The 25364-nt window shown below is 61.2% G+C and carries 29 protein-coding genes, 1 tRNA gene and 1 pseudogene; 15 read left to right on the top strand and 16 right to left on the bottom strand.

Annotated features, from left to right (window positions below):
* Positions 1-144: 144 nt before the first annotated feature.
* Together NO366_RS09540 and NO366_RS09545 are read right to left on the bottom strand one after the other, a co-directional pair.
* Positions 145-1182, bottom strand: a complete 1038-nt coding sequence (locus NO366_RS09540) for a tyrosine-type recombinase/integrase (RefSeq protein ID WP_256530562.1) — start codon at positions 1180-1182, stop codon at positions 145-147.
* Entirely contained in the window at positions 1179-1421 is a 243-nt protein-coding gene (locus NO366_RS09545; RefSeq protein ID WP_256530563.1) for a hypothetical protein, read from the bottom strand. The genes NO366_RS09540 and NO366_RS09545 overlap by 4 nt, the downstream gene beginning before the upstream one ends.
* Before the next feature lie 390 nt (positions 1422-1811).
* Between NO366_RS09545 and NO366_RS09550 the strand changes: the two genes are divergently transcribed.
* The 8 genes from NO366_RS09550 to NO366_RS09585 all read left to right on the top strand — a co-directional run bounded on the left by NO366_RS09550 (position 1812) and on the right by NO366_RS09585 (position 8428).
* The gene (locus tag NO366_RS09550; RefSeq protein WP_256530564.1) at positions 1812-1955 is read left to right on the top strand and encodes a hypothetical protein; all 144 of its coding nucleotides are present in this window, start codon (positions 1812-1814) and stop codon (positions 1953-1955) included.
* Between the two features lie 3 nt (positions 1956-1958).
* Positions 1959-2426: a hypothetical protein gene (locus NO366_RS09555; RefSeq protein ID WP_256530565.1), complete on the top strand. Its 468-nt coding sequence runs from the start codon at positions 1959-1961 to the stop codon at positions 2424-2426.
* 88 nt (positions 2427-2514) lie between these two features.
* A complete protein-coding gene (locus NO366_RS09560) occupies positions 2515-2727 on the top strand; it encodes a hypothetical protein (protein WP_256530566.1) in 213 nt (70 codons plus the stop codon).
* Position 2728: 1 nt separating this feature from the next.
* Positions 2729-3259, top strand: coding sequence for a hypothetical protein (locus tag NO366_RS09565; RefSeq protein ID WP_256530567.1), 531 nt, complete (start codon positions 2729-2731; stop codon positions 3257-3259).
* Positions 3256-5001, top strand: coding sequence for an Env/VP5 family phage fusion protein (locus NO366_RS09570; RefSeq protein ID WP_256530568.1), 1746 nt, complete (start codon positions 3256-3258; stop codon positions 4999-5001). The genes NO366_RS09565 and NO366_RS09570 overlap by 4 nt, the downstream gene beginning before the upstream one ends.
* Positions 5002-5064: 63 nt before the next feature.
* Positions 5065-6462 carry a DUF8063 family protein gene (locus NO366_RS09575; protein WP_256530569.1) on the top strand — a complete coding sequence of 466 codons (1398 nt, stop codon included), beginning with the start codon at positions 5065-5067 and terminating at the stop codon, positions 6460-6462.
* Complete coding sequence (locus NO366_RS09580; RefSeq protein WP_256530570.1) at positions 6462-7577, top strand: AAA family ATPase; 1116 nt, start codon at positions 6462-6464, stop codon at positions 7575-7577. Before NO366_RS09575 ends, NO366_RS09580 begins: the two co-directional genes overlap by 1 nt.
* On the top strand, positions 7577-8428 hold the full coding sequence (locus NO366_RS09585) for a hypothetical protein (RefSeq protein WP_256530571.1): 852 nt from the start codon (positions 7577-7579) through the stop codon (positions 8426-8428). The genes NO366_RS09580 and NO366_RS09585 overlap by 1 nt, the downstream gene beginning before the upstream one ends.
* Positions 8429-8519: 91 nt before the next feature.
* On the opposite strand, the gene NO366_RS09590 is transcribed toward NO366_RS09585, so the two are convergent.
* The 3 genes from NO366_RS09590 to NO366_RS09600 all read right to left on the bottom strand — a co-directional run bounded on the left by NO366_RS09590 (position 8520) and on the right by NO366_RS09600 (position 11102).
* Positions 8520-9329, bottom strand: a complete 810-nt coding sequence (locus tag NO366_RS09590) for a hypothetical protein (protein ID WP_256530572.1) — start codon at positions 9327-9329, stop codon at positions 8520-8522.
* Positions 9330-9624: 295 nt separating this feature from the next.
* Positions 9625-10572, bottom strand: a complete 948-nt coding sequence (locus tag NO366_RS09595; RefSeq protein ID WP_256530573.1) for a hypothetical protein — start codon at positions 10570-10572, stop codon at positions 9625-9627.
* A complete protein-coding gene (locus tag NO366_RS09600; protein ID WP_256530574.1) occupies positions 10569-11102 on the bottom strand; it encodes a hypothetical protein in 534 nt (177 codons plus the stop codon). Before NO366_RS09600 ends, NO366_RS09595 begins: the two co-directional genes overlap by 4 nt.
* 181 nt (positions 11103-11283) lie before the next feature.
* Here NO366_RS09600 and NO366_RS09605 point away from each other — a divergent pair, with 181 nt between their 5' ends.
* Positions 11284-12042 (top strand): hypothetical protein, encoded by a 759-nt coding sequence (locus tag NO366_RS09605; RefSeq protein ID WP_256530575.1) that lies wholly within the window; start codon positions 11284-11286, stop codon positions 12040-12042.
* A 79-nt stretch (positions 12043-12121) separates the two neighbouring features.
* On the opposite strand, the pseudogene NO366_RS09610 reads toward NO366_RS09605, so the two are convergent.
* A pseudogene (locus NO366_RS09610) lies at positions 12122-12381 on the bottom strand (DUF7692 domain-containing protein).
* A 287-nt stretch (positions 12382-12668) separates the two neighbouring features.
* On the opposite strand from NO366_RS09610, the gene NO366_RS09615 reads away from it, so the two are divergent.
* A complete protein-coding gene (locus tag NO366_RS09615) occupies positions 12669-13268 on the top strand; it encodes a hypothetical protein (RefSeq protein WP_256530576.1) in 600 nt (199 codons plus the stop codon).
* A gap of 700 nt (positions 13269-13968) precedes the next feature.
* Here the strand turns inward: NO366_RS09615 and NO366_RS09620 are convergent.
* The 7 genes from NO366_RS09620 to NO366_RS09650 form a co-directional block, all read right to left on the bottom strand.
* The gene (locus NO366_RS09620; protein ID WP_256530577.1) at positions 13969-15642 is read right to left on the bottom strand and encodes a DUF7845 domain-containing protein; all 1674 of its coding nucleotides are present in this window, start codon (positions 15640-15642) and stop codon (positions 13969-13971) included.
* Positions 15639-15932, bottom strand: coding sequence for a hypothetical protein (locus tag NO366_RS09625; RefSeq protein ID WP_256530578.1), 294 nt, complete (start codon positions 15930-15932; stop codon positions 15639-15641). Before NO366_RS09625 ends, NO366_RS09620 begins: the two co-directional genes overlap by 4 nt.
* On the bottom strand, positions 15929-16120 hold the full coding sequence (locus tag NO366_RS09630) for a hypothetical protein (protein WP_256530579.1): 192 nt from the start codon (positions 16118-16120) through the stop codon (positions 15929-15931). The genes NO366_RS09625 and NO366_RS09630 overlap by 4 nt, the downstream gene beginning before the upstream one ends.
* Entirely contained in the window at positions 16117-17028 is a 912-nt protein-coding gene (locus NO366_RS09635) for a DUF6884 domain-containing protein (protein ID WP_256530580.1), read from the bottom strand. Before NO366_RS09635 ends, NO366_RS09630 begins: the two co-directional genes overlap by 4 nt.
* Entirely contained in the window at positions 17025-17546 is a 522-nt protein-coding gene (locus NO366_RS09640) for a PD-(D/E)XK family putative nuclease (RefSeq protein ID WP_256530582.1), read from the bottom strand. The genes NO366_RS09635 and NO366_RS09640 overlap by 4 nt, the downstream gene beginning before the upstream one ends.
* Positions 17547-17658: 112 nt before the next feature.
* Positions 17659-17793 carry a hypothetical protein gene (locus tag NO366_RS09645; RefSeq protein ID WP_256530583.1) on the bottom strand — a complete coding sequence of 45 codons (135 nt, stop codon included), beginning with the start codon at positions 17791-17793 and terminating at the stop codon, positions 17659-17661.
* Positions 17794-18200: 407 nt separating this feature from the next.
* Positions 18201-18274, bottom strand: a tRNA-Tyr gene (locus tag NO366_RS09650).
* A 106-nt stretch (positions 18275-18380) separates the two neighbouring features.
* On the opposite strand from NO366_RS09650, the gene NO366_RS09655 reads away from it, so the two are divergent.
* From NO366_RS09655 to NO366_RS09670, 4 genes are all read left to right on the top strand, one after another.
* Positions 18381-18950, top strand: coding sequence for a double zinc ribbon domain-containing protein (locus NO366_RS09655; RefSeq protein WP_256534015.1), 570 nt, complete (start codon positions 18381-18383; stop codon positions 18948-18950).
* Positions 18951-19361: 411 nt separating this feature from the next.
* Positions 19362-19541 (top strand): ribbon-helix-helix domain-containing protein, encoded by a 180-nt coding sequence (locus tag NO366_RS09660; protein WP_256530584.1) that lies wholly within the window; start codon positions 19362-19364, stop codon positions 19539-19541.
* 2 nt (positions 19542-19543) lie between these two features.
* The gene (ftsZ, locus tag NO366_RS09665; RefSeq protein ID WP_256530586.1) at positions 19544-20734 is read left to right on the top strand and encodes a cell division protein FtsZ; all 1191 of its coding nucleotides are present in this window, start codon (positions 19544-19546) and stop codon (positions 20732-20734) included.
* A 222-nt stretch (positions 20735-20956) separates the two neighbouring features.
* Positions 20957-21484 carry a DedA family protein gene (locus NO366_RS09670; RefSeq protein WP_256530587.1) on the top strand — a complete coding sequence of 176 codons (528 nt, stop codon included), beginning with the start codon at positions 20957-20959 and terminating at the stop codon, positions 21482-21484.
* 40 nt (positions 21485-21524) lie between these two features.
* On the opposite strand, the gene ncsA is transcribed toward NO366_RS09670, so the two are convergent.
* Both ncsA and NO366_RS09680 read right to left on the bottom strand, forming a co-directional pair.
* The gene (ncsA, locus tag NO366_RS09675; RefSeq protein WP_256530588.1) at positions 21525-22490 is read right to left on the bottom strand and encodes a tRNA 2-thiolation protein NcsA; all 966 of its coding nucleotides are present in this window, start codon (positions 22488-22490) and stop codon (positions 21525-21527) included.
* Positions 22491-22564: 74 nt separating this feature from the next.
* Positions 22565-23290, bottom strand: coding sequence for an alpha/beta fold hydrolase (locus NO366_RS09680; RefSeq protein WP_256530589.1), 726 nt, complete (start codon positions 23288-23290; stop codon positions 22565-22567).
* A 126-nt stretch (positions 23291-23416) separates the two neighbouring features.
* Between NO366_RS09680 and NO366_RS09685 the strand changes: the two genes are divergently transcribed.
* On the top strand, positions 23417-24067 hold the full coding sequence (locus tag NO366_RS09685) for a DUF7095 family protein (RefSeq protein ID WP_256530590.1): 651 nt from the start codon (positions 23417-23419) through the stop codon (positions 24065-24067).
* A 50-nt stretch (positions 24068-24117) separates the two neighbouring features.
* Here the strand turns inward: NO366_RS09685 and NO366_RS09690 are convergent, their stop codons facing one another.
* Positions 24118-24924 carry a class I SAM-dependent methyltransferase gene (locus NO366_RS09690; protein WP_256530591.1) on the bottom strand — a complete coding sequence of 269 codons (807 nt, stop codon included), beginning with the start codon at positions 24922-24924 and terminating at the stop codon, positions 24118-24120.
* Positions 24925-25364 lie beyond the last annotated feature (440 nt).

Raw genomic sequence — 25364 nt, forward strand, 5'->3', positions numbered from 1 at the left:
CATGCTCAAATCGTCTCTGGATGAACTTCTCGAACCTCGCCGGGTTCGCTTCGCTCACCGGTCGAGTTCACGAGAAGTCCGCCCTCCCCGGTTGGGAGTACTCTCCGGTCGATACCGCTCCGTCGTCGGGTTGTCGAGTGTCTCTCATAGTGCGAAGAACCTCCGTCGCTGTTCCGCTTTCTGCCGCTCGCTCCGTCGATCGTAGTGCTTGTCGAGAATCTCCTCGCTCGCGTTCATGCGATCGGCGACGAGTGCTCGATCTTCGTCGGCGAGCCGATGCGCCGTCACCCGACCGCTTCGGACGTCGTGGGGAGATCGAGCCGACGGACACTTGCTCATCTTGGCGTAGTGCGTCCACTCGCAGGTGTCCGGATCCCTGTCGTGCGGGCACTTCTCACCGCGCCAGCACGGGCGCGTAACGCGATAGAGCGTATCTCGACAGGCCGAGATGGATACGCGTCCGTGACGAGTCGTGATCAGCGCCGCTCGACCAAACTCGTCGACGACCGTCTCACGCGGGCCGTCGATGTACTCCTGAAGCGTCTGGGCGACGTGTTCGCTGATCGCATTCCAGCGCTCGCTTCGTTCCTGGTTCTTCAGTGGGGTACCTTTCTCCGGCCGGTGGACGAAGTGTATCGCCGGTCCGTCGGCGCGTGGTCGATTCCCATCCAGGTCGAGATCGCCGAGATCGAGCGCTCGTAACTCGCCGACGCGACAGCCGGTGTGCCAGAGAAGTAAGACGATGATGTGGCGTCGATTGGCGTACTCGAAGCGCTCCAGGTAGTCGAGGATCTCGACGGCGTGATCGGGGTCGAGCGTCGAGTCGCTAACGTCGTTACCTGCCGTCCGGGGGAGTGGGACCTGATCGTAGAGTTCTTCCGGAACGGCGTTTATCTCCCCACAGAACCTGAGGAACGCTCGCATCGTGGCCATGTCTCCCCTGAGCGTGACCGTCTCCAGTTCTTCCCCAGAGTAGCCGCCATCTCGCCGCCAGACCCGATACGCGTACATGTGACGGCCAGTCAGGTCGTTCAGATTGGCGATGCCCTCCTCGTCACACCACGTAACGAACGCTCGTAGGCGGTAATCCTGCGCCTCCATCGTGTTCGCGGCAGCGTCGTCGCGCGCTTCGAGATAGAGGCTCACCGCCTCTTGCGGGCTGATCGGTTCGAGGTTGCTCACTCTCGCCCCTCCCGGCCAGCCCGATCGCGTCGCTCGGCCGCCTCGTAGTCTCTCGCGAGCTGGGCAGCGCACTCTCGACAGACGTACCCGTCTGGCGTGATCTCGGTGGCCGATCCGCCGCACCGAGGCGTGTCGCACTGCCCGGGCTCGGGGGAGTCGTCACTCGGCGACCCGCCACGGATGTTGCGTGATTGTCTGTTAGCGGTGCTCTTACGGTGGTTGAGTCCTATCTCTTGCATGGTCTCACCTCTGTGGGACCACGGACGATTGCCCATGCGCGTCCTTGCTTCCAGGCCAGGCGCGCGTGGGGGGTGTCCGTTGGTCGTGTTAGTGCTCGGGACCTGTCGGTGAAGTATCTCACCGGGCCGTTTCCGATTCCGATATCTTTCCGATAAGCGCGGGGTTTATCTCCCGCTTTCGTGTTGTCCATCATGCTTCCGTAGGCTGATTACGGAAGCCAGCGGACCGGTGCCACCAACACCGGGTCCGCAACTTTTCGGTAGACCCGACCGGGCAGCGGTGGGTCCGTCTGGCTTCCGATACCCACCCTAACGAAGTTAGTAACTAAGTAAGTATCGAACTATCATACTAAGGATAGTATCTTAGTGACTTAGTAAGGAAGCTTGAGTATGGTGAAAAACGTCAATGTCGCTCTCGACGACAGAGATTATCAGAAGGCGATTGACGCGAAAGACGAACTGGGGCTAACCTGGGAAGAGTTCATCGTCGAAGCGGCGGAATGCCTGGAAGAACACGGGACGCGTGAGGCCTGAGGTATGCGATTAGACGAGTATACCATCGACGGCGAGTCCGTCATCACGAGCGTGGAAGGATACTACGATAAGAACGCTGTCGGAGAAACGGAATCCGGGACGCTCGCCATGACCGACAACCGTCTCGTTTTCATCCACAACAAGGGTGCTCTCGACATTTCTCTTGGTGGCGTGAACGCCCTCGAATATCGCAAACCGGAGTACCCGGGCGACTACCTCGGTGGCGGGTTACTCGCGGCTTCCCTCGCGGTCGGAGTGTTCTCGATGGGGACGATCTTAGATCACCCGCTCACGGAGATCGCGCCGATTCTGGGGGTACTATTCGCGGTTGTCGGAGTCGTTCTCATCGCGGTGGGATACTTCAGAAAGGGTGCGAAAATGACGCTCCACACCGGAAACACCTCTTTCGAGTTCATCTCCAAAGACGAGTCCCTTCAGGACGTTGCCCGAGCGCTTCGAGCCTACGAGTAGATCCACGACCCGAGAGACGGACCGGGTTTAAATACCATTTGGGGGGTTTTTGACCGATCTGTCGGTCGTTTTGCCTGGGTTACATCCCATGGCAAGCAACAATGCGCTCGAACTGGGCATCAGGGTCTTCACCGCGATTTTCGCGATCCTGTGGCTCCCGATGGCCATGTTCGACACCAACGTTCTCGAATTGCTCGGCGGGACCGAGTTCGCGGTCGTGATCGCGACGATCGTCGCGATTGCCGGCGCGTACGACCTCGCCGAATTAGCGGGTGTGGCGGATCCCTACGGAGGGAACTAACGTGGCGAAGATTCAGCTCACGCCGGACTGGCTGATCGGCCCGAAGTCTGCCGGGAAGGCGCTCGTGATGTGGCTCGCGATCATCGCCGTCGTTCTCGGGGCCGTGTACGTCGTCTCAACTGGCGGGCTCGGTGCTGTCGGAGAGGTGGGCAACGAGACGATCTCCGTCACGAATTCGACGGATAGCGTCTACGTGGACGTGACCGGCAACGAAAACGTGACGGACGGAATGAACGCGACGATCTCCGTCACGAACGAATCCGGTTCGTTCGTCGCCGATCGCGAGATCACCCTCGCCGACAACGCGACCACTTCGACGACGATCGACGCAGACGATATCGAGAAGGGGAATTACACGGTCATCGTCGAGGCGGAACAGACCGCGGTCGAGTCCGTCGAAATCGGCACGATCGAGAAGGAAAGCGGCGGAGTCCCGGGAGCGGTCGAAGATAATGCGGCCGAGATCGCGGTCGCACTCGTCGGGGTCGTCGCGCTCTTAGTGGGGGTCGTTCTGGCCCGTGATGCGTCTTGAGTGAGCTATCGAGGCGCGATTTGCTTCGTCGGTCGGCGATCGCCGGCGGCGGATCCGTTGCGATCGGTGCGGGAGGGTCGACTCTCGCACCCCGTTTCTCGCCCGTCGGTCGGGCGAACGCGGCCATTTGTGGCGGCCTCTGTCTGGCGGGCATTTTCGTCGCCGGGACGGCGCTCGGCGCGGCAGCCGGCATCGGGGTCGCGAAGTGGAAGAGTCCCGACGGCGAGTTCGACGAAGACGACGTGACAGAGGACCAGGCGTATTACAGCGCACAGCGCGTCGGCGAAGGTCGCAGCGAGTTCGAGGCAGAGATGCAGACCGACTATCTCGGTCCCTCGGACGACATGGCGACGCCGTTCGCCGATGCCGCATGGCAGACCGTCCGGGCGTCGGCCGCCGAGTCGGCGACGAACGGCGAGTCGGAGACGACCGCGATTCAAAACGCCGAGGAGGCGCTCGAACGCCAGGTCGCGATCTCCGTGACGAACATGGTCGAGAAGTGGAACACCGGGATGAACGCACTGGTACAAGCAATGTACCACGATACGAACGAGGGTATCAATCGCTTCGGCAGTGCAGAGGACCCGGGCAGCGAGGAGAAAGGGACGATCATCTACCCGTGGCAAGAGCCGCCGACTGAGTGGAGTTTTGACACCGGCGACGACGCCAATCTCTACGGCGACTACACGCCCATTCAAGAGACGAATCTCGACGATCCGTACTCCTTCGACGGGACCGAGATTGGGAAAGCGATCATGTTCACGGTCGACGCTGATAGCTGGCTACCGTTCTCGCCGTCCGATCTCGAAGATCGTGACGGGGAGCCGCTACAGGTGTATTCGGTCCCGACGCTGGAGGGATACCAGTCAACATCGGGCGGGAACCCAATTCTCACCGAACTCACGTGGTGTAATCCGTTCACCGGTCAATTCGGCTCGCCATCGAGCCGAAACAGCGTCGAGATGATACAGTATCAGCACTCGTCCCTGGGGACCGCGGAGGCGATCAGTCCGATGCTGTACGCCGACGTGATCGCCCGGATCGAGTCGGTGTACAACGCGATCCGGCAGGACATCCAAACGTACGTGCCGGCAGTCATGGAGAGCGTTTCCCAGGGATCGATCGATCCGAGTCAGATACTGACCGCGGAAGACATCTACGCGAAGTTCGAGAATTCGAACTATCAGAGCAGGCTTGCAGCCGAGTTACTCGCGTCTGGTGCCGACGTTCCTGCTGATGCGTGGGGCTACCAGGCAGTCGTTTCCCACCCCGATCTCTCCGCCGACGAACTGCGCGGCGCGCTGTACCCGCAGTTCGTGGACTCGATTCAAAATCCGTCGATCTCGTCGAACAGTACGCTCCCGTCCGGTGACTACAAGGTCGCGTACTTCGCTTTCACGCCGGCCACCTCGGAAACACCGGAGACGGTCATGCTCTCCGGTGGCTCGGATCTGACGATCGGACAGCTGTACGACGCCGACGGAAACGAAATCGACAGCGTCGAATTCACACAGCCAGTACAGCACGTCTCCGATCCAACAACGGTAGACGAGGTGCAGCTACGGGAACAGATCGAGTACCAGAACGAGCAGATCGAGAAACTTCGAGAGGCGCTCGAAGACGACCCCTGGTTCGGTGGGATACCGGGCGCGTCGGATCTCCTGGACCCGTCGAAGATCGTCGCTGGCGGTCTCCTCGTGCTCGGCATGATAGCCGTCACAGTCGGTCTCAAGGACAACTAACGGGGGTTTCTCATGTTCTCAAATCCATCCCTGACGGACACGGAGTTACCAACGAGGCGGTTCGTGCTCTCACTCGTCGCGACCCTCGCAGTCGTCGGACTCGTCGCGATGCCGATCGCGGCGCAGTCGACGAACGAGACCGATGAGACCCGGACGATCTACGACTTCGACGAGTCGCCGATCGAACTCGTCGACGTCGAGTTCGACGACGATACCGCCTACGTCACGCTCAGAACCGACGAGCGAGCGCCGGTCACGGTCTCGGACGCCGGCTTCTCCGGACACGGCTCGTTTGACGTACAAACGCACTCGATCGCGCCCGGTACGGAGACGATCGAGGTCCGACTGAAGGACAACGAGGAGGTCGGTATCTCGACGCCCCAGGACGGCTTTCGCTACCAAGGGGACACCGCCCTGCTCGACGTGATTCAGGGCGCTCCGACGACCACGCTCGTCGCCTGGGCGCTGATCTCGGGCGTCGGCGGCTCGGTCATCGCGCTCGCGATCTCGGTCGCGATCCTCCGGCGCTCGCACGAGAACAATTACCGCGAGCTCACGAGCCGGGAGAAGATCCGGATCGAAGAAAACCCGGTCGAGGGCTGGGTCGACACCCTCAAACGGGCGATCGTCCGGAATCGCTTCGCACTCGTTGCGCTCGGCCTCCTGGCGATGTACGCCGCGCTCTCGCTCGTCGGCGTCGTTCCCGGCGTCGTCGAGATCTGGGACGGCCTTACCAACGGCGCGCGGATCGTCGTGGTCGGCGTGATCGTCGCGACAGTGGTCTCGTTCCTACCGGTCTTCGCGCTGGCAACCCGGCTCTGGGACCCCGCGAAAGAGTTCGTCGTCTCGGCCGACGCCCGCGACATCCTCGACGAAGCGCTCGGCTCGAAAGGTGGTCTCGGCGAGCTGATCGAGGCCGCGCAGAACGGCGAGATCGAGCCCGACGAGACTCTCGTCGGGCTCTCGATATACTCCGGCCCGCCAGAACGGATCGCCGAGATGCAGATCGACGGCGCGGCCGCCGACTCGACGGCGCCCGGCGGCCCGGTCCACATCGTCGAGGACTTCGACCCGCGACGGAACCGGGCGCGCGGCACCTGGCCCGGAACGGCGAACGACGTCGAGATTATCGCGGCGCGATCGGCGATCGACGGCAACCGCGAGATCCTCCGCGACGAGTCGGCGATGCTGCGGTCGCTCCTGTCGGCGCTCCCGGCGATCCAGACGGCCGCCGACACGGGCGCGGTGCGGGCGATCGACCGCGAACTCCGCCAGACGCTCGCTGTCGATGGCTCACCCGTCGACGGGATCATGCGCCGGGCGTCTCGCGGGACACGCTTCGAAGGCTTCTACGACGGCCCGGACGACGCAGAGGACCAGCTGGCCTACGAGGAGTCCGACGACGATCGCGACGACCAGGACGCCGACGAGACCGACGCGGAGACGGAGGCGAGTGACTGATGAGTGGAGGCTACGACGCGGCGGACCTCTCCGACAAGATCCGAGAGGGTGACGTCGAGGCCAACATCGGCGCCGTCCTGGCCGACGAGAAACCGGTCGGCAACATCATGCTGACAGCCGAGCGCGCCGGTCTCGACGAGACGTCGCCGCTCGTCGCGATGCTCGATCGTACCTCACAGTCCGACATGCTCCGGCGAGCCCGCCAACACGGCCACGTCCCCTCGATGAACGCGGCAACCGGCCTCTCGGAGTCGCGAACCGACGCGACGGGGTACGAGCGCCTGGTTCGCGAGATCAAGAAGCCGGCGAGCCAGACGCTCATCAAAGGCCCGAAGGGGTCCGGAAAGACCACCAAGGCCACCGATCTCATCCGCGAGTTGTATCGTGACCTCGACGGCGAGTTGGCCGTCTTTACCAACGTCAAGATGCGCGGGATGGACGACCTCGACGCGGTGACGTTCGGCGAGATGGTATCGGAACTCCTCGAATGGAACCGCGATACGTCCGGCGAGAAAGTCGCGCTGCTCGACGAGATCTCGACGACTCTCAACGCGCACGCCAACCCCGGCGGCGACGTGCGCCGGACAGTCTCGCGGTTCATCAACGCCCTGCGGAAGGGCGACGGCGGCTCGACGCGCCTGCTGCTGATCGGTCACGAGCACGACACCGACGTCGCGGCGATCATCCGCGAGCAGTCCGACCTGGTGATCCGCGCCGACGGCAAGATCGACGACGGCCTGATCGACTGCGTGACGGTCTTCGACGGCTGGAAAGCGTACCTCCAGGAAGACAAATGGTTCGCGGTGCGCGGCCTCCTGGACGTCCCCGACGGGTCGCCCTGGAAGGTCCCGACGAACTACTTCGCCCACTTCGAGCTCGATCTCGACGCGCCGGAGGAACAGATCCAGCGTGGCCGGCTGATCGAAGACTGGGAGCAGTATCAGGACGGCCACGAGACGGACGGAGGCACCGACACGGGGCGCGTGAGTTGTTGCGGGGTGAAAGCCAACGGCGACGACTGCAATTCGCTCACGGACCACGAGAGCGGGTTCTGTGCGTACCACCGCGAGCAGTGGGACGGCGAGCCCGACGAGCGACTCCAGGAGGCCGACTGATGGCGACGATCATCACCCGGACGGTCAACGGGAGCGGTCCGTACGCCTACCGCGTCGAGTACGTCGACGGCGATCACGAGTGGTCGTATCTCGGCCCACTCGACGAGATCGAGCCGGGCGACGTCGACGACGGTCACGTCGACCAGGCCACGCTCGACGAGCTGGAGGAGATGATCGCCGATCGCGACGACAGCGCGACCGACCCCGAGTCGCGCAGCGAGACGACGGCGGTCGACTTCCACAGTCGCGACGCGGCGAACGCCCTTCGCGATCGCCTCGACGCCGACGCGCTGGCCGAGGCGGACGACCGGCGCACCAAGACCGTACTCCTGGCCGAAGACGCTCCGCTCTACGCCGAGAACCTGGCAGCGGGTGCGGCTGCCGACTCCAAAGCGCACCTGGCCGACAAAGGCGGTCAGATCCCGCTCACCGAGGCCGAAAAGCGAGAGATCGATTTTACCCGGACGAACGTCATGCACGCCCGAGCCGTGAAGGGGAAGCTTACCAACGCCGGCGTCGACGACTGGCTCGCCCACTACGACCCGACGATTTCGGTCGACGAACACGACGCCGAGCGCGCACTCCAGGACGATCGCGGCGCGCGGTCCGACGCCCAGGACACGGAGGCCGCGCAGGTACAGCGCGAAGCCGACGCCTTCCAGCGCGCCGAGAGCGAGGCTGAGGACCACGCCCGCCAGGGCTGCATCGACGGCCACGAGGAAGCCTGTCAGGAACTGCGCCGGATCGGATGGACCGACGCGGAGATTCGAGAGCTCGAGGAGTACACCGAACCAGAGGAGTTCGCCCGCGTCGTCAACGACGAGCGAAAGCGAGTGGGGGCGAGCACATGAAACGGCTGATCGTCGCGATCTTCATCTGCTGGCTGGTGTGGGAGGTCGGGATTCTTCCCGGACTGCTCTGATTGTCAACGATTTCTCAACACTAGATTTGGATGGTCCTTCCGGAAGTGCCATAGGCCAATGCCAGCACCACTATCGTTGTGACGAGAATTGGGAACCAATGTTTCTCAACAGTCAGTTGCAACCCGCGGAGTCGAGGAAAGCGAACATCTGGTGATCGGCCCCCTCGTCGCTCCAATTGTCGACTTACTCCAAATGAGGACCCTACGACTACAGCGACCCCAAATGCCATCATGATCAGGCCCTGGATCGCCGAGAGTATCGCAATTCCACCGAGAAGAACTAAAATCCCTATTGCAGCGATACTGCCGAGAGAAGCAATGCCGAGAAACGGAAGCCCACCGCTCAGGTAGCCGAGGAGCGTTGATCCGACCCAAATACCTCCCCCGACAACAAACGCGATGAGCAGGAGACTGGAGATTGTAGGTTGCACATTTGAGATGAACATCGCAACAAGCCCCGTCAAAAAGTATCCTGCACCCGCTGCCAACGCATTCGATATATTGTGCCTGACTCGTGTTGACCGCAACTCGTAACAGGTGTAGCCTGCTGCCACTGTAACAGCCAGTATTGGAAGCAGGTACACTACATCAGGTAGATCAACAATCTTGACCGGTTCAACTGTGTTGTACCCGAAACCCCCGGTGTGTGAGTCCGATAGCTCAATTAGGTTGGTTCCGAGATAGACCCAAAGTGTGCTTTTCCATCTCGGGACCGATTTGAAGGCTGTCGTGGGCGTGATTAGCGTAACGATAGCCCAGCCAGCGGTGAACGTGAGAATGCCAGAGGAGATTCCGTATCGAAGTTGTTGTTTACGGCGATACCTAGACATATCTTCTCTGTTGAAGGGTTACCGTATATATTCATCGGCAGGTGGCATCGGAGCATCATCGGACCTGCTTCGCGCGAGCGCGCGTATAGCGTGGGGGTAAGAGGGGGAGGGGCAGGACGTTATTGGGATTCAGAAAGGTATGCAGTCGCCGATGACGTGGAGACCTAGCTATATGAGCGGTAGAAGAAATTGAGCGTCTTCATCTGACGTACCGCTGAAGGCTCGAGACCCCTCGTATGATCTCAGCGCCAGCAATATTGACGGGTAGTAGTTGTAAAACAGTTCACTGAAAGGATCAGCCGACAGCGGGAAGATTCTGACTCACTTCATCATAGATGACCTGAGCACTGCTAACCTCGTTATCCTCGTACTCAAGCACACCAACCTCATCTAAGGATTTCAGCTTCCGATCCACTTTCAACGGATCAGCATCTCTGTGATACTCGGTCTGGAGATTCTGTACGATGTCTTCTTTGGTCAGATGGAGATCTGGTTTCCTCCTGCGGAACGCACTCAAATAGTAACCATTAGCGAAGACAGGGAAGTGGTTCAGCATAGACAGGCCGAACTTCTGCCGGAACACGCTATAGCCGTCCTTGATAACCTGGCCGATCACCTTTTCATCGCCCCAGCCTTGGTCATCAGCCGCATCGATCTTTCCACCAGAATGAACCATGCCTGATTCATCAACGCGGATGAAATCCAAGTCCTCTAACGCCTCTACGTACTGCTGGGTTTTACTGGTGCTCTGAATACCCTGAAGCCTCTGAAGGGCCAGCGGCCCATCATTTCGGACATAGTCAATCAATTCAACGATAGCGTTGAGCTGCGTCCTAACCGGGCTCATCTGATACACCTTTTCGTAGATTGCAGAAGCCATGGAGCCATCCAGTTGGGCCAGCAGGTTGCTTTGCTGTTCCTGGAACGAACTGTATACATCACTGCGGTCAGGAAGATTGATCTCGTAGTAGTCGCCTTCAACAGGAGTTGCTTGGAAGGTCTCCACGTCTCCGATATTCACCATCTTCAACACGTTGTCCTGTGCTCGGCAGTCGGAGACGTCACGAGGATAGGCGATGCCGACTCGGACTGAATACCCGTTTTCTAAGTCTTTGATATCTTGAACGAACAGCCTACGGCTGTAGTAGTACCGTAGGTGTCCCTCAACAGTTTCCGACACGTTTCCGGTGTCAGCAAAGATCAAGGTGTCGTTTTCTATTCTGGGCTGTGTTTGTTCCATCATGCATCCACCTCACTGAACCCGGTCAGGGTTTGTTGTTGTGCGCGGTCTATCCAAAACGTCCAGTTCGTCTTACTAGCATCACTCCAGAGCTTTATGAATTTAGTATCTGAAAGTGCTCGTTCCCGTGTATCGTCTGGGCCACCGAAGTAAAAGTCGACGAAAGGATCCCAATAAGTCACTTGTCCGTCATCGACTGAAAGTGGGATCAATATGGGAGTTTCGTTTGCTCCGTACTGCCCTGGTTGCACGATGTAATCAGCCTCGTCGTAGTACTTCGGATCAACTTCGACTAAAGGAAGAGAGTAGTACTCCTCGTCCAGAATCTCTCCAAGATCATCTATGGTGAGTTCGTAGGTAGAGTGTGCTGTGTACGCAGTGCCCGCTAGTTTGTTGTTCAGCCGGTCTTCCAGCTGAGCGAAGTTACCGTCGAACTCAGAACGGTAGCCGCATAGCCTTACTAGATCCTCATCTTCAGGATCAACTGGGAACCGGGGCTCCTCCTCGTAATAGCTTCTCAGGATGTTTTCCACGGACAGAATCAGACTGGTGAGTTCGGATTCTGGCCGCGAAAATGCTGAAACGGCTGATTGAGAGGAGTCAGTACTATCCGGTGACACGTGTTATTCTACTCCAATGAACTTGCTGTCGAGTATTATAGTTTATGATGCTGCCGATGAGAGAGCCTATTAGATCTGTGAGGTCCCGCCAACAATGTATGATTTGTTTCCCAAAGACGACTGGAATCCAGGACACCCCAGTGACGATGACGACCTTTGGAGATACATTGATTTCACGCAGTTCGTCGCTATCCTTGAAAATGAGGAGCTGTGGTTCGCTTCGTCGGCAAAGTTCTTTGACCCGTTTGAAGGCGCGTTACCGGAAAAGGCAATAGAACTTATTGCCGAACAGGTTCCTGATGCAGTTGAGGAGCCAGAGCGTATCGTAACAAGACTGTACGATGCTTTGAGGTACATGACGTATGTAAATTGCTGGCACCAACGGGACCAGGAGACTGCGGCAATGTGGCAGCTGTACCAAGACCAAGGGAAGGAGGTAGCGATAAAAACTTCGGTGAGGGGTTTCTTGAATGCGTTACCGGACAAGGCGAATCTTACAACAGGGTTGGTGAGTTACGAAGAACACGATTATGATGATTTCACGGTGACCCGCGTCTCTCCGTTTTTCCATAAACGACCGAGTTTTGATCACGAGAGCGAGTATCGAGCTGTTGTCTCGGAGTTTGAGGTTGCTGACGGTGCGCGTATTGATTCAAGGTATGTAGAAAAGATTGACCAAGAGACTCCTCCGGGTCTAGCGATTCCAGTTAGTTTAGATGATCTGATTCAGGAGGTTGTGGTCTCGCCGGTGGCCGGAGGCTGGATGAAGTCGTTGGTTGAGAACGTGGTACGGACGTATGGTCTTGATGAAGTTGAGGTCCGCTGGTCAAACCTGACAGAAGATCCGTTCTGATAACCAATTTCACTTGGTTAGCTAAGTTTGCCACGCTGGATGAATTCCTTAGTATAGTAAAGAGGCAAGAAGCATTATCTCACTCTCGGCTGGTCTCCATCGTCACGGTTGTCTCTGTCTCGAACTTGACGGCTCTCGTCGATAGCGTCGCAGCAATCTCCTTACGCTGTTCGGTAGTGAGGTCCCCCGATCTATCACCTGGCGAGCTGGGGCAACCAGCTCGGGCACATCCTCGCAAGCGCTTACTACAGCTTTCGTCTTGTTGCAGTCGTAGAAGTCGGCAGCGCGCTCGATCGCGTCGTTTCGGTATACTTTGTCGCCATCTGTTCTGATTCGCATACTCGTACACACGAACCCTCGAATCCTCGAATCCTAGTTTTTCGACTCACTGGAGCCGGCCCACAGCCCATAATTGGGGGTGTTCTGTCAAATTGCCCGGGAATGCGCGCCCTCGATCTCGGCAATCGGTGCTGAATATGCACACGGTCAACTGGCGCTCGTGTGCATATTCGGGAAACCGATTCTCTGGAGTTGCGAGCCCAAGACTCTATGGAGGAAGATCGATCTGAAGAGGATGCTTATAAAGAAACTGTTATAAGATAGAGATTATACAATAGTATTTATAAATGAATGCGAAGGGATGGATAGTAGACAAGTGGGAAAGCCAATTCAGTAGGAAGGAACCAGACTGGGCTCTAATTTTGGATGCGTTATATCGGGTAAAACTCTCTAATGAGTCCTATTTCTGGGGTGTTAGCCCGAAAGATATTAGTGAGGAGGAAGAACTGGGTGAAAAGCTTCTTGAATCTCAAATAAACGGATTTTCAAAAATAGTTGATAGAGAACCCGGTGGAACTGAAGTATTACTCCGTGAAATGTGGGAAATGGGGCTAATTCAACCGCCAGACCCGAATTTAGTTGAGATGGACTCAGGATATTCCAAGATAATTGACGAGGAGAATAGTGGTAATTCCTCAGTTTGGTCGCTTACGTCCAAGGGATTCAATGTAGCACACGACCGTGAAAAGAAAGTAGAAGAACATAAGCAAAACGAGACATTAAACTTTTTAACAATAGCATTGGCAGCTGTTGGATTGCTGCAAGGGTTTGCCCTTTCATTGAATGTTAGTTCAAAATCTGGCGAATACGCTGCTATTGGTGTCGTGATTGTTGCAATACTGATGTCTGTTCTTCTTCTTATTAGTTGGAAAATGGGTGATCTTTAGCGTCTTTGGAAGCAGATCATCTTAGGTCTCGTGAGGACACCTCGTTTCGTGAGCTTCAACTGGAGAATTTCGCACTGACGTGGGTAGAACGCCGTAATTTTGGCTCTGTACCCTTGGTGGGGACAGCGCGGGCAATTTAGTGGGAATGGTCCGCTGAAACGATGCGGGCGGGCCAGCAGTCAGGGCACATCTCAACCTCTCGGTCAGCCATCTTCTTTCGTATTTCTGTCTTGTGCGCCGCACCACGCCCGAGAACCATACCACACTCCGTTAGGTCCGTCCGATACTCGCCGTCGTGCATATCGCTCACGACAGCGTGACAGAGGTCCTCCCGGACGATGGCCGAGTGACTGAGTAGATCGGGGTCACAATCGGGCGCGGCTATCATGCTGATTACACCTGCGGGGCCTGGGGCCGAAAAATTTTCGCGCGCCCGCAAGGGGCGCGAGCGGGTGCCCCGCTCCCGTCGGCTTCGCCTGCGGTCGCGGTGCGGCGGCGGGGGTTGTTTGATTTTGTGGGCTTACCCACACCCCTAAGGGGAACCCCGACAGTTGCGGCCGGCCCGGCCGGGCGCCGAGCACCGAACGGCGAGCTCGACGAGTGAGACGATCGCGCCGATCGGGCCGAAACCCGGTCGTATCTGTCGCGCGAAAGCCGAAAAGAAGGGGTCGAGGTAGTGATGCCTCTCACGAGGACCGCGCTATCTGTGCTGCACGTACCGGTCGCGACCGCGGTTCGCGTCGAGATACCGATAGGCGGCGGACAGCCCGCCGTTGATCTCGACCTGCGCCTGTCGGAACCTCACCGGATCTTTCCCGGCGTCGCACCAGAGCCGATAGGCTTCGTGAAGCCGGCCCCGGGCGTCGTGCGTCGACGCGACATCGCCCAGGCGGATCTTCATTCGAGCCTCGGATCGATCGTCGACATCGACGCCGTGCTTTGCGCACCACGCCATGAGCGCGCTCGTCGTCTCGTCGAGCCCACGCTCGGCCGCGGCGACAGCCTTCGCGCCAGCTTCGACCGCCCGGCGAGTGGCGTCTTTGGCCTCCTGCACCGCCTCGTGAACGAGTTCGGCGATGTGATTCGACCGGAGCGAGACGCGCCCGTATTCGCTCTCGACGATCTCTGGAATGCGATTCAGGGCACGCCGCACGCTGTCAGGGTGGCGGTCTTTCGCTTCTGCGATGTCGGTCGGCGAGACCTCGCCACCGTCGGCCAAGAGGACTTCGAGCGACTCCCATTCGACCGGTGAAAACCCGCCGTCGGCAAGGTACCGGATCACCACCGACTCCTGGTGCGACTGAATCTCGGTCAGGTTGAGGTCGACGAGCTCGCGCTCGGCCGAACGGGACGGGTCGAAATACCGATCCTCGACGAACGGCCCACCGCCACCGCTCCCGTCCTGGGGATGGACGGTGAGCCCCGCGTCGGCCAACACGGCGAGTAGCGTCTCGTCGAGCTGGCGAACGAGTTCGCGCAGACTCTCGCGATCGACACCGATCGACTCGTCCCACCGACTCGACTGGTATGCGACTTCGACCTTCGGGTTCTTGAGCGGGTGGCTGGATTCGAGAGACTTGTACTCTCGTGACTTGTAGTGCTTGATCTCACGGGGTGCGCGGTGACCTGGGAACGCTTCGGTGACGCGTTCTGGACCGAGTGTGACCGTGTGATAGTAGCCGGGCACCGTCTCGCCGTCCTCGTCGCTATCGTTCTGGACGACCTTCCGGTAGCCTGTTCGATCGGATTCGAGCAGGTGGCCGAGATTCGCGATCGGCCCATCGCGGGCGTGAATCGGACCGCTCCGGTCGTCGTCGATACGCACGTACCGGGCCAGGTCCTGGACGTTCGAGTACTCGTGCGGCTCCTCGAAGTAGCCGGCGCTGATGTCGACGGCCTGGAACGCTCTCGCAATGAGATCCTGATACCGGAACACGTCGACGTTACTTCCCTGAACGCGGACGTTCACGGCCTCGCGTATCCCGGTCGGAATCGACAATTCGGACCGCTCGCCGTAGCTGTTTTCGACCTCCATTCCCTGCCAGCGCGGCGCGAGATGCGCGTTCAGGCGTTGTTTCTCGACCGGGTCTTCGTCCGACGCGCGCTCGATCGAGAGCCGGTACTCCCGAATCTCGTCGATCGCGATCGGCGTTCCCTGGGGTGTCTCGTCGCCAGGGTGGCAGATACCGCTCTCTTGGTAGTACAGTGTCGCTTTCCACTGCTCGCCGTCGAGCCGGAACGAGCCCATTCGAGACCCGCCACCAGTCTTGATCGACTGGAAACAGGCGAAATAGGGGTTCAGCCCATCATCCGCGAAGATGTAGTTGAGCGCAACCTCGTGGGTCTGCGGTTCAACCGCCTCGACCGAGCTCATTGGTCCTCCTCCGCGGACCGCTTCGCCTCGATCAGTCCGGACAGCACCGCCGTCGGGTTCCACCAGGTGCAGGTCCGGCACCGGTGGCAAACGTGCTTGAACGACGTGAGGGCCGTTGCGTCGAGCGTCACCGGGTCAGTATCGGCCGGATGAGCGACCTCCGACGGACGGACGCGCTTGACGTGGACGGTCTGGCAACCGGTGCAGATCGCGTCGACGGGAATGCCGCGGTGACCGGATCGCGGACTCGCGAGTTCGGCGCTCAGGTCCCGGTCGGTCTCGGCGCTCACGGCAGATCACCCGCCTCGATCGGCGTGCGTGGCTGGTTCGGTAACCGTCGCGGCTTGTACTGGCGGGCCTTCGGAAACGCCGTCTGGCAGCCCACACACAGGGTGAGTGCGACGTCTTCGGATGGCGGAACGTACACCGTCGCGAGCCGCGGGTTGACCCGCTCGGAACACTCGGCGCACCGCGTCACCGCTGCTCACCTCCATCGGTCGCGAGCACCGTGGCGGCCTCGATCTCGTCCACCATCCAACTCCGCTGATTACCGATTCCTCCACCGTTGCTGTAGTCGACTTCCTCGCGGAACGGGAACGAGATAGTTAGATCGCCCCTCGCCCGGAGACCCGCGAACACGTCCCGATCGCGGAGTCGGTTGTGATACGGCTTGCCGAGGAGCACCTGCAGCTCGACATCGCGCGGATCGACGCCACCGGCTGCGTCGTCGATCCACTTCGAAAGAGAATCGTGTACGCTCAAGGCCCACAGATCAACAAGTGTCGTCACCTCGTCGCCCGACGGAAGCCGCCCATCGTGATCGACGGGAATCCCGTCGAGATCCTCGATGTGAGTCTCGTAGTACTCGATCGGTTCAGCGGGGTCGAGTAAGCCGTGTTCGGCCGAGATGATCCGGCCGTCGTCACCGACTGTCTCGTAGTACTCGCGCTTATTCGTCCAGTAGCCGCCTTCGTATCGATCTGCCGCAGGGAGCGGCTCGTCGATAGTTGTTTTTGTCCCCGAGCAGCCGACTGCGACGAGAGTGACCGGCTCCCGCTCGTGACGTTCTTCGATCGCTCGCCGGACAGCGTGACAGTAGGACAGCCCGTAGCCAGAGCCGTTGATCCAGGCGATTCCCCGATCAGGGCGGCTAACGATGTCGAGCACTTCGATGAGGTCCTCGCACGCCACCGCGAGATTCGCCGGCATCGTGTCGGGGACGTGACTGTCCCACAGAATCGCCATGAGACACTCGTACAGCGCTCGATCTTCGGCCGGCACGGTGACAGCCGAGTTGCTCAGCTGTCGGTCTCTGACGACGGCCAGGTCACCATTTGGAAGCTCACCCTCTCTCGGGCGCGGTAAGTGCGGATCGGGGCGCGTCACGGCCGCCCACCTCCCGGTACGTCGACCGACTCCGGATCGATCACGTGCGACCACGCGAGTTGCGCCACCTCCTGCTCGGACCGATCGGCGTCGACGTCGTACCACCGACCGCGCAGGAGTTCGTCGACGAGCGTCGCGGGCACGACCGCCCGCGCCAGGTTCGGCAGGCCCGGCCGCGGAACGTACACCGCGAGCAGGTACATCCCGGCCGCGTCGAGCAGTTGCTCGTGCGCTCGGCGCTTGACGTAGAACCGTCCGCGCGTCGATCGCGATCCGTTACTCGTCCGGACCTGGCAGGCCTTGATCTCGATCGGCGTCTCCGCCTCGACGACCACGATGCCGTAGAACGGCAGCGTCGTCGACGGTTCGAGGAGTCCGATTGTCTCGGCGTCGTGCCAGGTGGCCGTCCGATCGCCCACGTAGCCCAACGCGTCGAACTCCTGAATGAGAGTGGCCTCGATCGCGTCACCGCTGGCCTTCGGACTCTCGATATCGCCGAGATGCGCACGAGAACTCACAGGACATCACCCCGCGCTTTCCGGACCTCGCGAACGCACTCCGGGCAGAGTCGACTCGTCGCAGCGGCCGGTTCGCCGCACCGGTCACACTCACCGCGTTCGACGAGTCGGCTCACGCCGGCTCACCTCCGACTTTCTCGACCGCCTCGCGGACCTCGATGTCACTCGCCTGTTTCGCCGGGTGGACGAACGTCGATCGCGTCTCGACGTCGTACAGGTATGACGCTGGAACGAACGCGTCCGTCACCGTCGCTCACCCCCGTCAGTTACCAACGGTTGAGCACGGTGTGAACCGGTCCGACGCAATCGTCGAGTGCAACCCAGTTTGTGACCAGCCTCGGACTGTCCGTCCAAGAGGCGCGTACAGCGGGCCCCGCACTCGTCACAACGGAATTCTCGATCCTTCTCAGGTCGGGGCGAGAGTGCGACCCGCTTTCGGAAAGTCGCGGGGTCGATATCGGAAAAGTCCGCACTCACGCAGACCACCCCGTGTTTGCACTCCTAAATTCGCCACACGGCGTCGACCCCCAACTGGATACCAGTTCCACTCCCGTTTTTGCGCCGTTACGGCCGATCGTAGAACGGTCAGTATACGTGCTGAAAGTGGCGTAAACTCGGGAATCGAGTTCTGCTACAGTTCGGCGAGAAACTGGATCCGCCCTCCCCGATTTGAACGGGGGACAAGTCGATCTACAGTCGACTGCTCTACCAGTCTGAGCTAAGGGCGGGCAGGTAAACGTAGCAGATGTTCCCCAAATAAGCGTTGTTATTCGTCTTCGGTCGTCGTACGTGGGGAATGTTATTTATACGAGAGTGTGGATGGCTGTCGTAGCGATGGGCAAGATCACGTTTCGCGCGGACGACGACCTCGTCGACGAACTCGAGTCGTTCGACACTTCGAAGAGCGAGGTCATGCGCGAAGCGTTGCGTTCGTATCTCGGTCGCTCCCCGCCGACGCCTGGCGTGCAATCGCCGGCGTCTTCGTCGACCGACGACTCGACGGGTACCTCTGCCTCGTCGCTCGACGACGTTCTCGAGAACCGCATCGACGACGCCATCACGGATCGACTCGATCGAACGGCGCCCACCGACGTCAGGTTGCAGATCACGGTCGACTCCGAGTGCAGGTCCGATAGATCGCTGGACGCGAGTGACGCGGCGTTCGACGCCGACGACCCCTCGGACGCCATCGCCGGCTTCGACGAAGTGGACCCATCGGATCGCCGGACCTGTTCGCAATGTGGGACGGACGTCCGGCCGTCGCACGTGTACTGTCCCAACTGCGGCGAGAAGATGGCGGGCCGCGTCTTCTGTGAGTGCGGGTCCGAGGTCCGCTCCGATTGGGCATTCTGTCCGTCCTGTGGCCGGCGAACACCTGCGGCGGACGTTCTCGACTCCGCTTGAGATCGGCCGCCGACCGGTTTCACCTGCCGGTTTCTGTTCGGGCTCCGACTGGCTCACGACCGCAGCGGGTCCGCTCTGTCGTGGCGCATTCGATCGGTATGTGGCCACCCATTTTCGCGTCCAGCGTGCGGGAACCGAAGCCGAAGACGATCCGAGTTTTCGGGTTGGTGTTCGGAGACGATCCGAGTTTCCGGGTGGTGTCGTCCGACCGGACGGTCGTAAGACGCCGAAATACACGGTGCCAGTACATTTATATACTGGCGGCCTGTTGGTAGCAGGCACGTAAGACGGTCGTCTTACACGACAGCTATTCGGGCGAAATCGCCCGACAGGAGCTGTGAGGGGTGTAAGACGGCGCGTGTCTGACAGGGGCACGCCACGTCTTACTCGAACCAACAGGGGAATACAACAATGGAGCGTGTGACACTGCGAATTCCGAAGCAGCAGATAGACGAGGTCGAACAGCTGGTCGAGACGGGCGAGTTCCCGAACCGGAGCGAGGCGATCCGGTCGGCCGTCCGTGAGATGATCAACGAACAGGCGGAGAACCGGCCCGAGCGAGCCGGTAAACGAACCTGGGCGAAGGTGTAACGATGCAGGACATCGTTCAGGACGCCCTCGAAAACGCCGAAGCTGAAGCCCGGGACATGGACGTCTCGATGGACGACGACGAGTTCGGTGACCCGCGGATCGTCATCATCGGGGCCGGTGGTGCGGGCAACAACACCATCAATCGGCTGTACAACATCGGCGTCGAAGGGGCCGATACGATCGCGATCAACACGGACAAACAGCACCTGAAGATGATCGAGGCCGACACCAAGATCCTCGTCGGCAAGTCGCTGACGAACGGTCTCGGCGCCGGTGGCGACCCGTCGATGGGCGAACGAGCCACCGAGATGGCCCAGAGCACCATCAAGGACGTCCTCGGCGACGCGGATCTCGTCTTCGTCACCGCCGGCATGGGCGGTGGGACGGGTACCGGTGCTGCACCCGTCTGTGCGAAGATCGCCAAGGAACAGGGCGCGATCGTCGTCGGGATGGTCTCGACGCCGTTCAACGTCGAGCGTGCCCGCACGGTGAAAGCCGAGGAAGGACTCGAGAACCTGCGCGAACAGGCCGACTCGATCATCGTCCTCGACAACAACCGACTGCTCGATTACGTCCCGAACCTTCCGATCGGCAAGGCGTTCTCGGTGATGGACCAGATCATCGCCGAGACGGTCAAGGGCATCTCCGAGACGATCACCCAGCCGAGCCTGATCAACCTGGACTACGCGGACATGTCTACGATCATGAATCAGGGCGGCGTCGCGGTGATGCTCGTCGGCGAGACACAGGACAAGAACAAGACCGAAGAGGTGGTCAAGGACGCGATGAACCACCCGCTGTTAGACGTCGACTACCGCGGCGCGTCCGGTGGACTCGTCCACATCACCGGCGGCCCCGACCTCACGCTCAAAGAGGCCGAGGGAATCGCCGACAACATCACCGAACGCCTCGAGGCCAGCGCAAACGTTATCTGGGGCGCCCGGATCCAGGAGAACTACAAGGGCAAGGTCCGCGTCATGGCGATCATGACCGGCGTCCAGTCCGCACAGGTCCTCGGTCCGACGACCCAGAAGCAGGCCGACAAGTCCCGTCGGAGCATCGAAGGCGTCAATGACGCCGACTTCGACGCCAGCAAGAACGTCGATACCGGTGGCGAGACCGGCTACGGCGCTCACAGTGACGGCGGTCGCGACCAGGTCGAGCGCAACAACGGCGTCGACGTCATCCGGTAGCCGCGTCTTCGTGGCCGTTTTCGGAGGGTTCTGTTCGTCCAGGACCGCTTGGGTCGTCAGACTGGACGATCCGACCGAGTCCGTCGCTTACTGGTCGGCACGCCACCTGATCGGTCGGCACGGTACTACCCGACGCGGCGGACGCGTGATTCCGCTCCGAATCGGGCCTTTTAGTAGGTGGCTCGCTCACGTCTGATCGAGCGCTCGGCTTCCATGGATACGATGGTACTTTCGGGCCTGATCGCGGTCGGCTTCTGCTGTTTCTTCGTCGGCGAAGGGCTCGTCCTCGGGAAACTCTTGCAGCCCGCGATTTTCTACGTCGGGTACGTCACCGTCGTCGCGCCGTCCTCGTGGGCCGTCGGACTGGTGACGCTCGCCTCGACGCTCGGCGCGACTGTCGGCCAGTGGCTCCTCTACCGTGTGTTTACGCCGACGCGACCACCGCCGGGAAGCGGCTACTGGTCGCCGGAACGGCTGGAGCGCCTCCCGGGCGTGCTCCGTCGGTGGGCGGGCCAGCGATGGGTCGGTCTCGTCGAGCGCCAGATCGACCGGTTCGGTGCGTACGGCGTCGGATTCTGCACGGCGATCCCGGGCGTACGGACGGTCGTTCCCATCATCGCTGGCGTCGGCGCGCAGCCGGAACGGAGCTACACGATCGCGGCCGGTGTCGGCAACCTGCTGTATATGGGTCTCCTTCTCGGCGCAGCGTACGGCATCCTGGGTCTCGGTCGGTTATTCGTCGGTCTGTGAGGGGTGTCGACGGGCGGCGTAAGACGCCGTCTGACACGATTCAGGCCAGCGCGTCCAGTAACGTACACTTCCGACACCGGTCACCGGTGACGGAGGTCGTCGAGCCACACTGGGGACACTCGGTGAGCTCCACGCCGCCGTCGTCGCCGTAGCGCTCGGCCGCGATACCGGCCAGTTCGTCGTAGCCGGCCATGATCGAGTGTCGGGTTCCGGGGTGGCGCTCTTCTAAGTCGTAGAGCACCTGCTGAATCTCGCCGCGGTACGCCTCGCTGGCGTGCGGGCACTCGGTGATGTGCGCCGGGAGGTCGTTTACGTGTGCGTAGAGGGCGACTTCCTTCTCTGGGACGTCTCGAAGCGGCTTCGCGCGGGCGACGAAATCGTCCTGGTCTTCGCGCTCCGGAAGCGGACCGAGGCTGGCGTCGAAGTGCTTTGCGACCTGTGCGACGTCACCCTCCAGGAAGTTCATGAGCGCGGTTTGTGCCTCGTCGTCCAGGTTGTGGCCGGTGAGCAAGAGATCGGCCCCGAGGTCCTCGGCGTAGCGCGAGAGGACGTCACGCCTGAAGACGCCGCAGTAGGCGCAGGCCGCCATGTTCTCGGGGTCGTCTTCGACGACGTCGTCCATCCGGACGCCGAACTCCTCGTCGTAGGTCGCGACCTCGTGACGGATCCCCAGCTCGTCGGTCAGTTCGACGCACGCGTCGAGGCTCTTGTCGCGATATCCTTCGATACCCTCGTGGATCGTCAGGCCGACGAGTTCGATCCGGGGATCCTCCTCGAAGGTGTCGTGGAGGATGTGCGTGAGGACGACGCTGTCTTTCCCGCCGGAGAGGCCGATCACCCACGTCTGCGGGTTCTCCGGGCTCGCCTCGCGGGGGATCAGTTCGTCCCGTCGGACACGACGCCTGACGCGTTTCTCGATCGAGGCGCCGAGGTGGTCCTCACAGAGATGTGCGCCGGAGTACGCGGCGTGCATGACCGCCTCCGCGTCGCATCGATCGCACTCCATTACCGGCTGGTTGGCCGTCGGTCGGGAAGTCGGTTTCGCTGTTCACCGCGGGCGACCGAGCCGTCGATAGGCCGTTAGGTCGATCGCTCGATCCGCGCACGCGATCCGACGGCGTCGGCGCCACCTTCGAGCGCGGTGAGCAGCGGGTCGACGTATCGCTCTCGCGCGTCCGAGGAGAACAGCTCGTGGCCGCCGTCGTAGAGGACGATCCGGTCGGACGGGACGCGCTCGCCGATGGCACCCAGATCGACGACGCGGTCGCGAAGCGAGCAGAAGACGACGGCGTCGTGGTCGATGTCGAGCAACTCGCGCTGGGCGTGCAGCGTCGCGTCGACGAACGCCGGCGAGACCCATCGCGGTTGCGTCGCGAGCTGGTGGTCGGTTGCTCTCGACCCGAGCACGTCGCGATCGAACTGACCGACGGGGAGAACCGGAACGTCGACGGGGACGGCGGCGACCGCCCGCAGGACAGTGTCGGGCCACAGCGAACCGTACCCCCAGAACGGCGCGAGATACACGTGATTCTCGGCGCCGTCTAACGCCTGTCCGACCAAGCCGCCGGCGCTGTGTGCGAGGAGCTGGTAGCCGTCCATGTCACGGACGTACTCCGCGACCGGCTCGACCCAGTCCGCCCAGAAGTCGTCGATGTCCGTCGGAAACTCGAACGCGTGAACCCGGTACCCCGCGTTTCCGAGGGTTCCGATGAGCCAGCTGACGTTCTCGTGAGTGAAGCGGTTTCCCCAGCCCATGCAGAAGACGAGGTCGGTCTCGCCATCGTCGTTGAAGACGCGAGTGCGCATACGGCGGCCTTCTACGGGACGGCGCTAAAAGATGCAGTGCACTGGGGATCGCGCGACCGATGCCACGCGGCGGTTTCGACCACTCGATCGGCAACCGTTTTCCTCGTCGGGTCCAAACAGTCGACGATGAGTCTCGGCCGCGAGTCCGCCGTCGATCGACTCGAAACCCTGATCGAGACGATCGAGCACGAACCGACGCCGGTGCCCGTCCGAGAGGTGTGGGTCTACGGGGACCTCGCCCTCGGGCTCGATCCGATCGATCGGCTCGACGTCTACCTCACCAAAGACATCTTGCTCGAAAACGACGCAGCGTCCGACGAGACGTTCTACGAGGAACACGGCGTTCGCGGCGTCGGAACGGCCGTGGACGCCGACTGGGCGGCTTCGAACCCCGACGCCGTCCGCGCCAACGAACACGGCCACGTCGCCCCCGAACGCTGCCTGGCGGCCCACCTGCTAGCGGGTGACGAACCGATCCACCTGGAGGTCTGCAACGCCTCCTTCGAGGACAACGTCACCCAGCGGCTTCGCGGTGCTCGACTCCGCGACGACTACACACAACTGCTCGATCCTCGCGGCGTCTGTCTCTGGGTCGACGGAACGCGATCGTCGGAGGCCTTCGAGAAACTCCGCGAGAGCGCGTTCGCGATGCCGACGCTCTCCGCGTCGCTCGAGATGCTCGGTATGGACGAGTCAGAGGCGACCGAGGCGGCGCGAGTCGTCCACGCCTGGCGCGAGGACCAGGAGGGTGTGACAGTGCGCGGGGACGTCGTGTAACGATCGAAAACTCACGTTTACGCCAATTCCGTGGCGTTTCCGTCCAGTACTCACGCGTCGACGCGACCGACCGTCACGTGAAACGGCACCGTCTCTGTCCGCCGATAGGTTCGATCTCCAATCTGGTCGACGACGGTCCGCCCCATCTCGCGCCAGGCCGATCGCAGGTCGTCGTATTCATCGGGGGTCAACGCCCCGGCGAGTAACGTCTCCCGGTCGTCGGCCAGTCCCTCACCGGACGCTTTCCGTTTCGCCGAGCGCAGCGCCGACTCGTCGTACGGTGGTGTGACCGATCGGTCGTGGTCGTAGCGGGCGGTCGCGACCACCTCCACGTCGGCCGCCTCGAACGCGTCTCTCGTTGCGGCACCGAGCGCGACGTTCGTGTTCACGCCGTCGAGGTAGGCCCGTCGCGCCCGATCTGCGAGTGCCGACTCGGCGTCGACCGTCGACTCGACCGTGACGGCACCGTTGTCCGGTTCGATCGCCGCGATCAGGTCGGACGAGACGCGGGAGAATTCGGCGACGGCCGCCGACGGCTCTGGAAGGTTGATCAACAGTGCCTGGCAGACCACGAGATCGAACGAGCCGTCCGATACGGGCAGTCGGAGTGCATCGCCCGCGACGACCGGGACGTACTCGCTAGCGGTCGTCAGCAGATCGAGGTCCGCGTCACAGCCGATGACCGAACAGTCGTCGGGCGTCTCCGCGTCCAGGACCCGACTGAGCTCGCCGGTCCCGCACCCGACGTCCAGCACCTGCTCGCGTTCGTCGAGCCCGAGGGCGGAGAGTGCCTCTCTGGAATCTACCCACATGCCCTCGCGCGTCCGGCGAAGGTACTCGGCGGAGAACTCGCGCACGACCGGATTTGGGACGGGACGGTCAAAAACGGGTCGATTGTGGCCCTCCGACCTGTCGATTCGGGCTGACTATCGGACGACTCGGAGCGCTCATCGGACGAGGCGCCTATCGAACGACTCGGAGCGCTCACCGGACGAGGCGCCTATCGAACGACTCGGAGCGCTCACCGGACGAGGCGCCTATCGAACGACTCGGAGCGCTCACCGGACGAGGCGCCTATCGAACGACTCGGAGCGCTCACCGGACGAGGCGCCTATCGAACGACTCGGAGCGCTCACCGGACGAGGCGCCTATCGAACGACTCGGGTGACTCTCGGTCGACCCCAAATCCGTCGTATTGCGACCCGGTATCGGACTATCGAACGGACCAGACGTGTACTATCGAACGGACCTCGATCGTCCAACCGAACGGATTCACACTGGGCTATCGAACGGATCG

Origin of the sequence: Halovivax cerinus, assembly GCF_024498195.1 — an archaeon.
Lineage (GTDB): Archaea > Halobacteriota > Halobacteria > Halobacteriales > Natrialbaceae > Halovivax > Halovivax cerinus.